At 60.9% G+C, this 13,646-nt stretch carries 12 protein-coding genes; 9 read left to right on the top strand and 3 right to left on the bottom strand.

Annotated features, from left to right (window positions below):
* The first annotated feature begins 9 nt into the window (after positions 1–9).
* The 8 genes from BGC09_RS01690 (at position 10) to BGC09_RS01650 (ending at position 8,060) form a co-directional block, all read left to right on the top strand.
* Positions 10–1,065, top strand: coding sequence for a hypothetical protein (locus tag BGC09_RS01690; protein WP_069801476.1), 1,056 nt, complete (start codon positions 10–12; stop codon positions 1,063–1,065).
* A gap of 76 nt (positions 1,066–1,141) precedes the next feature.
* Positions 1,142–1,432, top strand: a complete 291-nt coding sequence (locus BGC09_RS01685; protein ID WP_069801475.1) for a hypothetical protein — start codon at positions 1,142–1,144, stop codon at positions 1,430–1,432.
* Positions 1,433–1,486: 54 nt separating this feature from the next.
* Entirely contained in the window at positions 1,487–2,083 is a 597-nt protein-coding gene (locus tag BGC09_RS01680; protein ID WP_069801473.1) for a hypothetical protein, read from the top strand.
* A 125-nt stretch (positions 2,084–2,208) separates the two neighbouring features.
* Complete coding sequence (locus BGC09_RS01675; protein WP_069801471.1) at positions 2,209–3,375, top strand: hypothetical protein; 1,167 nt, start codon at positions 2,209–2,211, stop codon at positions 3,373–3,375.
* 46 nt (positions 3,376–3,421) lie between these two features.
* Positions 3,422–3,817, top strand: coding sequence for a hypothetical protein (locus BGC09_RS01670; protein ID WP_069801468.1), 396 nt, complete (start codon positions 3,422–3,424; stop codon positions 3,815–3,817).
* Between the two features lie 4 nt (positions 3,818–3,821).
* Positions 3,822–4,262 (top strand): hypothetical protein, encoded by a 441-nt coding sequence (locus BGC09_RS01665; RefSeq protein WP_069801467.1) that lies wholly within the window; start codon positions 3,822–3,824, stop codon positions 4,260–4,262.
* 139 nt (positions 4,263–4,401) lie between these two features.
* Positions 4,402–5,760 carry a hypothetical protein gene (locus BGC09_RS22700; protein WP_176728818.1) on the top strand — a complete coding sequence of 453 codons (1,359 nt, stop codon included), beginning with the start codon at positions 4,402–4,404 and terminating at the stop codon, positions 5,758–5,760.
* A gap of 878 nt (positions 5,761–6,638) precedes the next feature.
* Positions 6,639–8,060, top strand: a complete 1,422-nt coding sequence (locus tag BGC09_RS01650) for a hypothetical protein (RefSeq protein ID WP_176728817.1) — start codon at positions 6,639–6,641, stop codon at positions 8,058–8,060.
* 133 nt (positions 8,061–8,193) lie between these two features.
* Here BGC09_RS01650 and BGC09_RS01645 read toward each other — a convergent pair whose 3' ends face one another.
* The 3 genes from BGC09_RS01645 to BGC09_RS01635 form a co-directional block, all read right to left on the bottom strand.
* The gene (locus BGC09_RS01645) at positions 8,194–9,570 is read right to left on the bottom strand and encodes an ABC transporter permease (protein WP_084657829.1); all 1,377 of its coding nucleotides are present in this window, start codon (positions 9,568–9,570) and stop codon (positions 8,194–8,196) included.
* A complete protein-coding gene (locus BGC09_RS01640; RefSeq protein WP_084657848.1) occupies positions 9,567–10,340 on the bottom strand; it encodes an ABC transporter ATP-binding protein in 774 nt (257 codons plus the stop codon). The genes BGC09_RS01645 and BGC09_RS01640 overlap by 4 nt, the downstream gene beginning before the upstream one ends.
* A gap of 239 nt (positions 10,341–10,579) precedes the next feature.
* Positions 10,580–12,109: an efflux RND transporter periplasmic adaptor subunit gene (locus BGC09_RS01635; RefSeq protein ID WP_069801460.1), complete on the bottom strand. Its 1,530-nt coding sequence runs from the start codon at positions 12,107–12,109 to the stop codon at positions 10,580–10,582.
* Positions 12,110–12,484: 375 nt separating this feature from the next.
* On the opposite strand from BGC09_RS01635, the gene BGC09_RS01630 reads away from it, so the two are divergent.
* Positions 12,485–13,447 (top strand): hypothetical protein, encoded by a 963-nt coding sequence (locus BGC09_RS01630; RefSeq protein WP_069801459.1) that lies wholly within the window; start codon positions 12,485–12,487, stop codon positions 13,445–13,447.
* Positions 13,448–13,646: the final 199 nt, after the last annotated feature.

Below are 13,646 nucleotides of genomic sequence, written 5' to 3'. Positions count from 1 at the left end.
CAGGACCCTATGTCAGGCTACCTCAACAGCGATGGCTCGCTGCTGATCGGGGGCGTGAATCCCAGCGGCGTGGGCCAGGCTCTACAAGTCGACGCCCAGGGCAATCTGAAAACGACCGCTACGCTCAATGCCGCCGCTGAGCAGAACGTCAACTTAAACCAGCTGAACGGTGTTGCACCCCAGGTCGATGGCGTTGGTGCCAATCGTCTGGGGGTGAGCCTCTACGGCAAAAGCAGCGCTCCCGGCGATACACCTGTCCTGCTCGACAGCGCTGGACGCCAGATCGTTACTGTCAACAGCCTGCCAGCTCTCCCCGCCGGCAGCAATCTCATTGGACAGGTCAGGCTGGCTGATGGCAGCGGTAGCAATCTACTGGCTATCGATAGCAATGGGCGCCTGCAACTGGTGCCCAACCAGGCCATCAACATCGCCCAGATCGGTGGCACTACACCAGGATTGGACGGCAGCAACGAACTCCGCGTCTCCAACTACGGCAAGAGCAGCAGCGCTGGTGACACACCTCTCCTGCTCGATAGCGCCGGACGGACCCAGGTCAACATTGCCCAGTGGAACGGCGCTGCACCCGGCGTTGGCAACCCAGTTTTCGTACGTCAGCAGTTCAATGAGTGGCTGAGTAATGGCCAGGGCTACAGCGTCACTACCGGCAAGCAGACCAGCACAGCCACTGCAACCACCGGGCTGAGCCTCTTTAATCCCAGCAGTTCCGGCAAGACATTGCATGTCTTCTCAGCACGTGTAGCCGAGGCCGCTTCGAGCTGGCACCAGCTCAACCTGACCAGCAGTGACCCAGCCCTGGGAACCGCCCTCACACCGCTCAACCTCAAGCCCGGCGGCCCCGCCAGTGTGGCCAGTGCCAGCATGAGCAACAGCAACCTCACACCTGTAGGCAGCCAGCTTGATACCCTGCTGCTCGTCTCCAATACCACCATCGATTTCCTTAACAACGGCGCCCTGATCATCCTGCCACCAGGGAGCGGCCTGGTCATCTACGTGGCAACGAGCAGCAACAGCTGGGCCGCCGCTCTGAAATGGCTTGAAATCTAGCTGGCGCTGAGCGTAAGCGCCCGCAACCGACAGTCAAACAATCCCGCGCAGGAGAAAGGAACCACAGAGCCAGGCCATGATGGACATCCTCGAATTCGCCTACGGACGCTACAATGGCGGCAGCACAGTGCCAGCGGGTAGCTACTTCAACCCGCGCACCATGTGCATTTTCCAGACAACCAGCGACGCGGTGCTCCCCCAAGACGGCATCTTCTGCCGTGTTGATCCCTCGGGCAGCCAGACCTTTGCCAACATTGCCGCGGCCCTCAACGCTCTGCTTGGCACGAGCTACACGGCGGCAAGCTTCCATGCCTGCGGCAGCCCCGATGCGGCACCACAGCCCGGCCAGGGGGCCAATGACGCCTAGCCTCCATGATCACCTGAATCAGGCATCTGGCAGCAGAAAGAGAGAAGGCTCGCTATGGGAGTCAGCATCAGACGTGGCATCATCCAGGCCTTCAACCCAGGCACGTACCAGGCTGCGGTCTTGCTCTTTGAAGCCACTTCCCATATGCTCCAGGGTGTACCAGTGGCCAATAGCCTCGACGGGAGCAGCAGCCTGGTTGGAGCCTTGTGCGCCGTGCTCTTCTTCGACGAGCATAATCCCCAGGACGCCGTAGTGATTGCCACCTACGCCAACGGCCTCAGCGGTCTGCCCATGCCACCACCAGGCCGCCTGACGCTGGTGAACGGTGTGCAACAGCTCACTAACGTCGCCATCAGCAATGGAGCTACCGCTACCTTCACGCTGGTCGGTGGTAGCAGCGGCATCCCTTTCGGCGCGCTGGCTGCTCTGGCCAAGATCTCTTTTAGCGCCAGCAGCCAGCCAGCTCGCCTGGACATCGCCCCCCACGGCGGCAATCTGGCCCAGACGGTCACCTGTGGCGACCTGCTCTCCACAACAGCACGCTGGCAGGGCCAGGCCATCCTGCCCCTCGACAGCAATGGGCAGATCGACATCCGGGCCGTAGGGGCCACCTGTACCGTCACGCTCGTCACCTGCGGCTATATCAGCTAGCCTGTTTGAGCTTTGCTCATCGCGCTACGCCGAGGAAGACCGAAATGAGGTCCTCCTCGCGCGTGGCGCGGGCAGCTCTCCGTTCAGCAAACAGTAGCACAGCAGCAAGGAGGACCGCAGACGGGATGAACCTCCTGGACATCGAAAATGCTCTGCGCCTCGATCTTTTCGATCCCGCGGGTCCCAATCAGCGCTGGTCGAGCGCAGACCTTGAGCGCGCGATCGACAAAGCCGTCATCCGCTACAGTCAGTACTATCCCAACATCGGCTACTGCGATATGAGCACCCGCCCCTACCAGCGGACCTACCCTTATCCACAACCGTGGAATCCGGCTTATCCAGTCTGGTGGATCGAACGCATCATCTACCCGCTACAGGCTTACGGCAGCTACTTTCAGCCACCACCAGGCGGCCTGAGCGCCAGCCCCGGCAGCGGCGGGGGACTCAGCGCCGGCCTCTATCAGTACGCCGTCACTTTTCTGAGCGAGGGCGGCGAGACCACTCCCTCCCCCGTCACGAGCGTCTGGGTAGCGAACAATGGTAGCGTCAACCTGAGCAATATCCCCCTCGGTCCGACACAGCCCGCTCTGGCCGGCAGTGCCCTCAACAGCGTCATTGGGCGCAACCTCTATCGAACGCAAGCCGGAGGCAGTACTCTGCTGCTCCTGGCAACTCTAGCAGACAATAGCAGTACGAGCTACCTTGACACTGCACCCGATAGCCTTCTGACAGGCCGCCCTCCGGCGCCTACGGTGAACACCAGCGGCGTGATGCTCTGGCCTCCCCGAGAGCGCGATTTCGCCGAATATTCCAATCTTTTCGAGAGCAGCGCCGCCCTGGCTGCCGGCGGCAACCTTGGCCTCCAGGGAAATGTCGGCAGCGGCCAGGGCCAGCTTGCTGCTCAGACTCCGAGCTTCACGCTCAAACTCTCCAACGCCGAGCTGCCTCGTGACAATACCCTTGTCATGCGCGTCTTTTATGCCACCAGGCATCAGCTCGATGCCAGCGGCACCACTGTGCCCGAGCTGCATCGCGACCTCATTGTCCTGGGGGCCAGCCTCTACGCTATGGAGGCCTATCAGGTGCCCACAAACGATAACTTCAGTTTTCAGAACGGCGAGTTGCATGACCACCTCGATGACAGCACGATTCCTCGCGCCTGGCAAGAGGCCATCGCTACCCGCCGAATCCAGTTTGAGGCTCGCCTGCAGGAGATTCGCAACCAACGCGACTTCGCCAGCGCTGCCCGTGTGCAATGGGGCGACATCCCTGCTCGCTGGGCCCGCCTCTAGCGGTCGCTACGTCCATCGTACAATCGACAATAAGGAGAAGCATCCCATGCAAGACCTGCTGAGTCTGACCAACCTGCTCATTACTCTGGCCCTGATCGCCGGCGCCTTTGTCGCCTACCACCACGGCTTTGCACGCACCGCCGACGAGGTCAAGGCGCGCGTCATCAGTGTCATGCAACACGAGATTGATACGCTCAAGGATCGTCTGGCAACCCTGGAGAAGGAGAACCTGCGCCTGAGCCAGATCATCGGCACTATTCGCCTGGCTCTGCAGCAGCGCGGCCTCCATATCACTATCGACGGCGAGCTGGTCAGTATCCACGACCACAGCGGCTCTTGCTCCCAGACCAGCCGCATTATCGAGAAGGTACAGCCTGCTCCAGCCCCCAGTCCAGCGGACAACTTTGGCATAGCGGCACACCACCGTCACGAGGAGGTCTAGCGGTATGCCTACTATCGGCGTGGATTGCGAGATCATCCTGGATGGAGTCGGCTACTTCGTCAAGCCAGGCAGCTACCGCATGGCGCAGCCACGTATCCGACGGGCTAGCGTGCGCGCAGACGGAGGCGAGGCCTACGTCGATCTTGGTCCGGGCCGAAGGACCTGGAGTATGACGATTCTCTGTCTCAATGACCTCGTCGGCTACGATGGCCGGCCTACTGGTCTGAGCGGTCAGTACTACCGCGATGCTCTGCGCACAAGCTACCTCTCCTCGACCGGACGCACACTTCTCTTTAGCGAGCCAACTGGCGGGACACCCATCCCCGTGCACTTCGACTATTATGCCGAACACGCCTGCGATCTGCATACTCAGCAGGTACCTCTCTCCAGCGGCGCGCCAGGGGGTCTCAGCTACGAGGTGACCATTGAACTGGTCGAGGCATAGCCTTTCTGGCAAGGCTCTTGCGTGCTTTCTTGACACCTCGGGAAATGCATCCTTACACTGAATAAGGATGGATTTATACGCAAGCACCGCACATCACAGCGGCCAGGCTCCCGCCAGCGGGAGCTATTTTAGCGGCAGCATGGCGTACGCAAGCGAGACAGTTGTAGCCTTCGATGTTACTGCACAGGCCCCCGAACAGCGGGCACGGGCACTGCGCCAGAAGCCATCTGGAGCATGGCTTCATCATCGCAGCCCAGCCAGAGGTATGGGCCTCTTTCTTATCGGGCTACTGGTAGCCTGGTTGTTGGCTATGGGGAGCAGCGGCCCAGCACGCGCGGCGAGCAGGGACGGCGGCACGCTTAGCAGCAGCCCTAGTTCGGGTCCAGCGGGCACAGTGATTACGGTCAGCGGCTCTGGCTGGACCCAGCTGAGCGACGGCACTCAGGTCTCGCTGGGCTATAGCCAGCAGGATTGCCTGCTCGGCTACACCCCAGCCAGCAATAGTCAGCCAGGCACAGTAGAGGGCGGTAGCTTTAGCGGCTGGCTGGTCTTGCCAGCCAGCCTGGCCCCAGGCACTTACAAAATCTGCGCCCTCATCCAGGCCACGCCAACCCTGGCCGGTAGCTATACTTTGCTGTCGAGCGCGCCACCCAGGCTGAGCATCAGCCCAACGCAGGTGACAGCAGGCCAGACCGCTACCGTCACAGGGAGCAATTTCCTCCCCGGTGGTACCCAGGTGACGCTGGTCCTGCAAGCGAGCGGTACCACGTCCAGCCTGGGGAGCGTCACGAGCGATGGACAGGGGAGCTTCACACGCAGCATTACTATTCCCAACGGCCTTGTCGGTCCAGCCCAAATCAAAGCGAGCGCCGGGAGCGGTTCGCCGGCTACCCTCAGCGCCAGCGTCGCTTTTACGATCAACGCTGCACCCATACCGGGGTCGACGCCGATACCGTCCACCACTCCGACAAGACTCCCCTCTCCAACGCCAACGCACACCCCAACGCCAACGTTGGTCCCACCAAGCGCCACTGCTGATAGCAATACCAACCGTATGCCGGCAATCGCTACCGCCAGCACTCAGACGGGGAACACGTCGCAGACAACAGCCCCGACCAGCCCGTCATCGCCCCTTAGCCAGCTGCTCCCCTGGCTACTCGGAACCACGGGCGGCGGCCTGCTTCTCTTCGGCTTTCTCGGCGGCTTTGTTCAATACCGTCAGCGACGCCAGAAGCCAGCCAATACGCGCTTCAGCTCCGTCCACGAGAGCGAAACGCTCCCTCTGTCTAGCGTGAGGCCGACGATGACGAATGGCTCTCCACCCGAACAGCCACCGAAGCATGGCGAGGGAGGACCCTCGCCCACCATCGAGGCCCAGGCCCAAGAGGAGCAGACAGCTAGCGCCCCCACCGAGGTCTCCCTGGAGACCTTGATGCGCCAGGTGCAAAGCGGCTTATCAGTCTTGCCAGGCCGCAGTCAGAATACGCATCAAGAGTAGCCGGCCAAAGAAGGCAAGGGAGATGAATAAACAGGCCCGCCCAAAGAGGATTGGAGGACAAGAAAGGCAAGGGACGTGGAGATCCAGCTCAGGCGCTTATCCCTCCTTCTCTCCCCACTCCCTTGCTCAGCCCTCTTGGCTTAGCCGATAGTGACGCGCCAGCTCCGAGGCATAGCGCTGGCCTACTGCTGTCGCATGGGCCTGTAACCAGTCGGCCAGAGGCATGATATGCTCCTTGATAAGGACAGACGCCCCTCCATAGCGCCGTCTTTCTCACTCCTCAGCAGAAGACTCGCCCCCGTGAGCACTAGAGGAATGAGTGAGCAGCATCACCGATCTCCGAAAGCCAGACTCGCATAGCCTGCCACTACACGGCAAGGCTCTCTTTCTCTGATTATAATATATAGATACAAATATTTCTCTCTCAGGAAGAGAGAGCATAGATAGCGAATCCCCAGATGAATAAGAATGACCAGTGTACTGCTGGAGAGATGGCCAGGAGAGCGTTTTCCATCAGATTGGCGCAGGCTCGCTCAAGGTCAAAGGGTCCCAAACATTCACATTTCGACTAGTACATTTGGATATCCTCTTCAGATTGCTTGACCGGCTGAGACGCATATTTTATACTCCCCTCTAGGGCGATGGCAGGCGGAAAAGAGAAAGCGCACAGCCAAAAGTACACAAAGTCGTCGCCCTGGACCTGCCGGTCGCGTTCTACGTCGAGCACGCGGCACATCGTGCGCACCAACCGCTGACCGGCAATGATCGCCGGTGCCGAGAGGTAGGGATCGATGTTTAGACAGACCGACCCCGACCTGGGGAAATTTTTATTACGGACGCTCACGCTCACTATCTGTACTTGTCTCCTAGCAGTTTCCGTGATTGGTGTGCTAGCCAATCTGGTGCCGATGTATGCGGCATCAGGGCCGCAGATTCCGCTTCTGCAGCCGCTTGACGACTCGCCGACGGTGGTTGCTTCGCCAACGGAGGCGCCCACGGCTCCGCCTACACCCACACCCACGGCGCAGCCGACGACACCGCCTCCTTCTCCCACCTCTGCCCCAACGGCCCAACCAACCAAAACCAGCACGCCTCCCCCGGCACCGACGCGCACCGCGTCGCCGACTGCAGCGCCTGGCGTCACTGCCACTGCTACGGCGGCGGCCACTGTCACTGTAACACCCACGGCGACCGCCAAAGCAACTGCTACCAGCCAGGCAGCCTTGACCCCCACGGCGGCCCCCGCCACGACAAATGGCAATACCGATAATGGCCAGCAGAGCAATGACAATACAGCGGCCACGACACGCATCGCCCAGCGCAACAATCTGAGCTTTCTTCCAGTGGTGACAGGCATCGTCTTGCTGCTACTGGCCTTGATTCTGGTGGGCGTACTCCTCCTGCGCCACTACATTGCTCCTGAGCCGTTGCCGCGCCCGCGTCTGGCCTCCGGCGCGCGCCCCTGGCGCCGCACCCGCAGCCCGGAGAGCCTGGCAGGTGACCGCGATTTGGCGGGCAATCCCCTGCCCTTACCTCTGGAGGGCAGCCCCAGCAGCCTCACCTTGGGCAGCAACTGGCAGCCGGCAGCCGTTTCCGCTCAACAGGCGCCACTTCTCCTGAGCAAGGCAATGCCAGCCCCGCCCAGCGAGTCCTTTGCCGCTGCTCCAACGCAAATGCAGCCGGCCACCTCTATGCCCATGTCGATGTCTCCATCGACCGCAGCTCCCTCGCCGGCCTCGACCCGACCATCGCCCCTGTCTACCACGGTCGCCCATGATTTGCCACTCACGCCGACCGGGCTGACGGTGACCCCCGGCAGCTCCTCCTCGGCCCAGCACAGGCAGAGCGCTTCTCCTTCCAGCCCCCTGGAAGATACGGCACGGCGTCCGGCCACCAGCCGTGCGACCTCCGGCGGCCCCGCCTCCAGTCGCCTCAAGCGCAATTTTCTCTTCCCGACCACCAGCCTGATGCCCACAACGGGCGAGCTCCCGGTGGCCTCGAATCTCGCCTTCCCACCGCACGGAACCAGCCCTTTCAATGGGAATTTCCTTTTCCCAACTACCAGCCTGGTTCCCGCCGAGGGAATGTCTCTTCCGACCGGCCCCGGTACCGGTAGCGGCCTCCATGAGATGCCCCCCCAGCTCTCGCCCCAGCCCGGGTCTCCAGGACCATCTACTCCCGCGCCTTCGCCTGGAGAGCGGCAGACAGATCCAGGGTCTTCAACGCTCCCGCCCTGGCTGGCCAGCCTGACAGCCGATGGCCCCTCTTCCGAGGGCGGAGAACAGGGACGAGAGCGATAGGAAGGAGCAACCGGACCCAGTCGGCACAGAGCGCATCTCCCCCGGCTTGCTCTCCGCCGGGGATTGACTCAGCAGGCTTGCACGTAGAGTGAGCAGTGGCTGGTCCTCGAGATCAAGAGCAGCCCAGCCCTGCTCACTCTGTGCGCAGGGCAATGATCGGATCGAGCCGCGCCGCACGTACTGCCGGATAGAAGCCAAAGGTTACCCCCACAAGAGCCGAAACCCCAAAAGCCAGCAGGATCGATAGCGGCTGAGGCACAAAAGGCACTCCAAAGTTCGTCGTCATGAGCCAGCCAACTAACAAGCCGAGGGCGATCCCAAGTATGCCACCTAGAGAGCTGAGCGTCAGGGCCTCAATGAGGAACTGATTGCGAATATCCCGCCGTCGCGCACCGACAGCCATCCGAATGCCAATCTCTCGTGTTCGCTCCGTGACCGAGACCAGCATGATGTTCATGATGCCGATCCCTCCCACTGTCAAGGAGATGCCCGCAATCCCTACGAGCAGCAGGGTTAAGGTCTGAGTTGCCTGCTGGGCTGTCTGCAGCAACTGGTTGGCATTGCGAATCTGAAAGTCAGCGGGACTTCCAGCGCCGATGCGATGGCGCTTCACCAGGGTGGCATTGACTGCGCGCTGCACCGCATCGACATGTTCAGCTTTATCAACTAGAACTTGAATCTGATCGACATAGCTGCTGTTTTTGAGACGTATTAAGGCGGCGGTAAAAGGAACAAACACAACATCATCTTGAGAGAAGGCCCCAAAGGAGCCTTTCGGCTGCAGGACACCCACAACGCGAAACATCTGGGTGCCGATGCGGATCGTCTGGCCAACAGGATTGGTGCCGGACGGTCCAAAAAGACTGTTAGCTACCACCTGGCCGAGCACAGCGACTGGCAAACCCGTCAGCTCATCATGAGCATTCAGCCAGCGCCCACTGGCAACCTCCCAGCCCTGGATCTGTCGATAGCCCGGGTAGACCCCCTGGATGCGCGTATTCCAGTTCTGGCTGCCGTAGATCACCTGCGCTCCGAGTGAGAGCACTGGCGAGACCTGGACAACGTGCGGGATGGGGGCTAAAGCGTCGGCATCTCCCTGGGTCAGGCTCTGCTGCGAGCCAAGCGAGCTGAAGGCTCCACTGCTGGTAGCTGCCCCAGGGATGATCAGTAAGGTGTTGGTTCCCAAGACGCTCAAACGCGCCTGGATCAGTACACTGGCCCCCTGGGTCAGGGTCATGGCCGCGATGACAGCCGCCACTCCGATGACGACCCCAAGGGTGGTGAGTAGCGAACGTAGACGGTTTGCCCACAGGGATTCAAAGGCGCTCACAAAGTTGGCCACGAGCAGGCTGCCACGATGGATTGCCCGGCCCTCCCAACGCTGCCTACCACCCTCTACGGGCAGCGCTGGCGATGGAGATGCCCGCGTCCCACTTCGCCCACGGACCTGCCGGGCCAATAATTCTGTCCTTGCTGCTGCCTGGCGGTCAGGCTCAACTGGATCGCTCATTGCCCTCCCTCCGCAGGAAGCGCTCGATAGCCGTCATTGCTGGCGGAACCGCTCTGATAGAATTGGAGCAGCTCATCCTGGGCCGAGCGCGTCGCCACGACTGGCTCATCGCTCACGATTTGCCCATCACGGAAGAGAATACGCCGTCGAGTATAGGCAGCGATGTCGGCCTCATGGGTTACAAGAACAATCGTCAGGCCCCGGACATTCAAAGCCTGCAGAATAGCCATGATCTCAATGCTGGTTCGACTATCAAGATTGCCGGTCGGCTCGTCAGCGAGCAGTAGGGCCGGATTATTGACCAGGGCCCGGGCAATGGCAACGCGCTGCTGCTGGCCCCCAGATAGCTGTGAGGGACGATGGTGCAGCCGGCTGCCAAGGCCAACCAGCTCAAGCGCGCGACGCGCACGTCGCTCTTGCTCAGCACGCGAGAGTCCGGCGTACATCAAAGGCAGAGCAACATTCTGGAGAGCAGTAGAGCGGGCTAGCAGATGAAAGCCTTGAAAGACGAAGCCGATGCGCCGATTGCGCACGTTGGCCAGCTCATCCGGGGTCATCCGGCTGACTCTGCGCCCCACCAGCCAATAGTCGCCACCGGTGGGCCGATCCAAACAGCCCAGTAGATTCATAAAGGTTGTCTTTCCTGAGCCAGAAGGCCCCATGATAGCCACGAACTCACCGGCCCTGACGGCCAACGAGACTCCCCGCAGAGCCGGGACGGTGGTTTCGCCCAGTCGGTAGATTTTGGTCAGGTTGCGCACAAGCACAATCGGCGGGCGTCGCTGGGTCGCAGGAACGGACCGTTCGTTGCCCTGTGCCAGTTGTACTTCTCGGTCGCTCATAGTTCTTCTCTTCTCTCTAGCGCTGAGGATCAGCTCCCTCTTCTCGGCAGACATACAGATAGCTGCTCTGATGGAGAGCTTGCGAGCTTGCGGCCCTTTCTCCCGAGCGGTGCCTCGGGGATGAATGCCTCCCTGCCTCCCTGCCTCTATTAGACCACAACCGTCGTCTAGCTGCCTCCCTGGTTGAGGGAGGTAAATGGGCCACCCTGGGCCCCAGTGACGAGGCTCTCACCAACTGCTAGACCAGCCAGCACTTCGTAGGTGTTGCCATCGGTCAGGCCGAGAACAACCGGTTTGACTACCCAGCGCTCCCCAGCGCGCTCCAGCACGTAGCCCGGCGTCGGTTGCTCGCCCGGCGGAAGATTGCGCAGCTCCTGCAGAAGCTGACGCGCCTGAGCAGAGGCTGCCTTGATCTGAGCAGGATCAATGACCGGCGTTCCATTGCGCTGGGCCAGGTTGGCGGCACTGCGGGCGAAGTTGACGGCATCGATCGGGATGAGCAGAACATCCTCATGTTCAAGGGTAGTAATGGTCAGGTTCGCAGTCATTCCTGGAAGCAGATGAGCATCGCGCGCACTGCTGAGGTCTATATTGATTGTGACCGGGTAGGTAACGACGTTGGAAACGCTTTGGCCAAGGGGCGAGATAGCGCGAATGGTGCCGCTGAACTGGCGGTTGCCATAGGCGCTGACCGTAAAGTGGACCTGCTGGCCTGTGTTGACAGCACCAATGTCGGCCTCATTGACATTGGCCGTGATCTGGAGGCTGGAGAGATCGACAAGCTGCATAAAGGCCGTAGTGGCAGGGCTTCCCGCGCTGCTTCCTGACCCCACACTCCCCCCACCGCCCTGCCCGCTACCACTTGCGCCGCCGGAGATCCCGCTGAGAGAGCCGCCGGGATAGCTGCCGACGCTGCCATTGATAGTGGCGACCACCCCAGCATGCGGAGCGGTGATAGTGGTCAGGTCCAGATTGTGTCGGGCCGCCGTGAGCTGGGCCTGAGCGGTCTTTAGCTGGCTCTGGGCGTTGTCCACTTGCGCCTGGGCCGAGGCGATCTGCGCCGCTGCCTGGCTCTGAGCCTGGGCGTATTGGTCCTCAGCCAGTTGCTTGCAGTTGGGAGGTACCGACTGATTCAGAGCCGGATGATCACAGTTATAGAGGGCATTCTGCTCCTGATCGTAGGCTGTGGCCACGCTGGCATTGGCCTGAGCTTCAACCTTGTTGAGGTTGTTCTGGGCATCGGTGAGGGCCGTCTGGGCAGCATCGACCTGAGCCTGGGCCTGATTGACGGCGTCTTGCAACGAGGTCGAGTCAAGCTTCGCGAGTACCTGGCCAGCGCGTACCTGCTGGCCCACGCTGACATAGAGAGCGCTGATTTTACCATTCGTGGGGGCATTGACATTATAGACGGTCCCCTGCAAGGTACCAGTGGCACTGACTACCTGGGTAAAGGTGCCGCGCGTGACACGCTGATATTGATAGCTCACTCGCCCACGCCTGAGCGCCACTACTGTCAAGACACTTCCCCCAATGAGCACGAGCAGTAAAATAAGGCTGATGATCACCTGCCAACGCCTCTGTCGCCACCACGGACGCACCGGCTCGGGAGCATCCAACTCTTCAAAGATTTGTGTTTCCTGATCGTAGAAATCAGGAATAATCTGCTCTCTACCCTCAGTATGTTCTTGATCAGCCATAGGGCTATCAGCTCCTCAACTGAAAAACAGAATGGATATTACGCTGTCACCATCTTTGCACAAAACAACCCTCTTTTCTAAGATACAGGAGCAGTAGCATCCTTCATTTCTGGGAAGAAAGCAGCAGGCGATGGCGTCAAGCGCGCCAGCCGTCCATTTCTTCTCAGAGTACCATAGAGCTAGCAGTTTGGGAAAATCCCCATATGCGAGTACGATAAAGGTAGAGCAGAGTTACAGAGCAGATGGTCCGGTACTAGCGCCGCCGGCGTCTGCTCTGCCAGATAGCATTGATCCAGGTTTCTGGCTGCTTCGCTCCGGGGCACTGGTTGGTGGCCACGGGCAAGTGAGTAGACAACGGCAAGAAGAGCAAAAGCGATGCTGGTCTATGGCTTTGACTGGAGGAGTTACCGGGAGTTAGTCATGCCAGCTTTCGCGCGCTGGCTGGCAGCCAATGAGGTCGGGGAGGTTGAGGCGCTCTACGCTGCCACGCGCCTGGCATACGAGGAGGCTTTTTTACCCGCTGCAATGCAGTCGGCGCGCACCTGGCCACGGGCGGTGGCCTTTGTCGCTGCCCTGCCTCGCGGTCCCCACAGCCTCTATGAATATCGCCTGCTCTGCTCTGCTGAAGAGTTCACGGCCCTCAGCGATCGCTATCTCTACCGCCATGTCCCACATCTCCATCGCTGTTCAGAGGCGCTGGCGACAGTCTGGAGCGCCATCGTTGAGCACTACTGTGTCCGAGGTGACGAGGCCCTGGCCACGACAGAGCAGCAGGCAAGAGCGAGGCAGGCCGCGGTAGGTCTGCTGAGCCAGCCAGAGGAAGCTAACGGCAGTCCACTGCAGCTGAGCGAAACCTACTTTGAGGTGGCCAGTCCTGATATGGAGGAGCAGGTCCCAGAGGGCTTCTTTCTTGGGCAGCATCCCAATGTGCTACGCCTGCGCGGCTGGCTAGCTGCTCTCTCGCCTGCGGCGCTGGCGCTTTTTGAGTACCTGGCTTGTGGACGGCGCGCCCTCCCATTTGAAGACGGCTTCAGGTCCGCTCCGCAGGCGAGCTTCTCCGGCACTACTCTCGGCCACTACAAGTACATCGGCTACCTGACGCCCGCCGAGGTCCAGAGGCTGGCTCACTGCCTGCGTACAGTCACAGCCCCAGAGGCCGAGGAGGCCGCCAGGGACTACGACCGCTTTCGCCAGGGATTGGCCGCGGGCCAGGAGCAAGGCCAGGGCCAGGATATGCGCCTGATCGATGAAGTGCTCCCAGCCTACGGCGCCAGCTTATTGGCTGCAGTCCGCCTCGCGGCGGCGCAGGGTCTCGGCCTGATCTGCCGCCAGTCATAACGGGCGCTTCCTCCTCGCGGCCCTCGCCCCGCTCCGCCTTCAGCTGGGATGCGCTCAGCTCGCCAATCTTTCTCTGCCTCCTCCCCGGCAGCCAACAGGTGATACGATTACAGGGGATCATCAGCAGAGAGGAAGCAATCTGCAGCTTGATGGTATCCGCCTTCTTCCCTGCCAGAGCTATTCTGTTCGATGGAGGAAA

The sequence above is a fragment of the Thermogemmatispora onikobensis genome, assembly GCF_001748285.1.
GTDB classification, from domain to species: Bacteria; Chloroflexota; Ktedonobacteria; order Ktedonobacterales; family Ktedonobacteraceae; genus Thermogemmatispora; species Thermogemmatispora onikobensis.
The sequence above is the reverse complement of the archived record's forward strand: the minus strand, read 5'-3'. Positions and strand labels throughout refer to the sequence as shown.

Excerpts from the sequence above, each read along its gene's own strand:
- BGC09_RS01645 (WP_084657829.1), bottom strand. The coding sequence starts at position 9,570 with ATGAGCGATCCAGTTGAGCCTGACCGCCAGGCAGCAGCAAGGACAGAA.
- BGC09_RS01630 (WP_069801459.1), top strand. The coding sequence starts at position 12,485 with ATGCTGGTCTATGGCTTTGACTGGAGGAGTTACCGGGAGTTAGTCATG.
- BGC09_RS01675 (WP_069801471.1), top strand. The coding sequence starts at position 2,209 with ATGAACCTCCTGGACATCGAAAATGCTCTGCGCCTCGATCTTTTCGAT.
- BGC09_RS22700 (WP_176728818.1), top strand. The coding sequence starts at position 4,402 with ATGGCGTACGCAAGCGAGACAGTTGTAGCCTTCGATGTTACTGCACAG.
- BGC09_RS01685 (WP_069801475.1), top strand. The coding sequence starts at position 1,142 with ATGATGGACATCCTCGAATTCGCCTACGGACGCTACAATGGCGGCAGC.
- BGC09_RS01635 (WP_069801460.1), bottom strand. The coding sequence starts at position 12,109 with ATGGCTGATCAAGAACATACTGAGGGTAGAGAGCAGATTATTCCTGAT.
- BGC09_RS01680 (WP_069801473.1), top strand. The coding sequence starts at position 1,487 with ATGGGAGTCAGCATCAGACGTGGCATCATCCAGGCCTTCAACCCAGGC.
- BGC09_RS01665 (WP_069801467.1), top strand. The coding sequence starts at position 3,822 with ATGCCTACTATCGGCGTGGATTGCGAGATCATCCTGGATGGAGTCGGC.
- BGC09_RS01690 (WP_069801476.1), top strand. The coding sequence starts at position 10 with ATGTCAGGCTACCTCAACAGCGATGGCTCGCTGCTGATCGGGGGCGTG.
- BGC09_RS01670 (WP_069801468.1), top strand. The coding sequence starts at position 3,422 with ATGCAAGACCTGCTGAGTCTGACCAACCTGCTCATTACTCTGGCCCTG.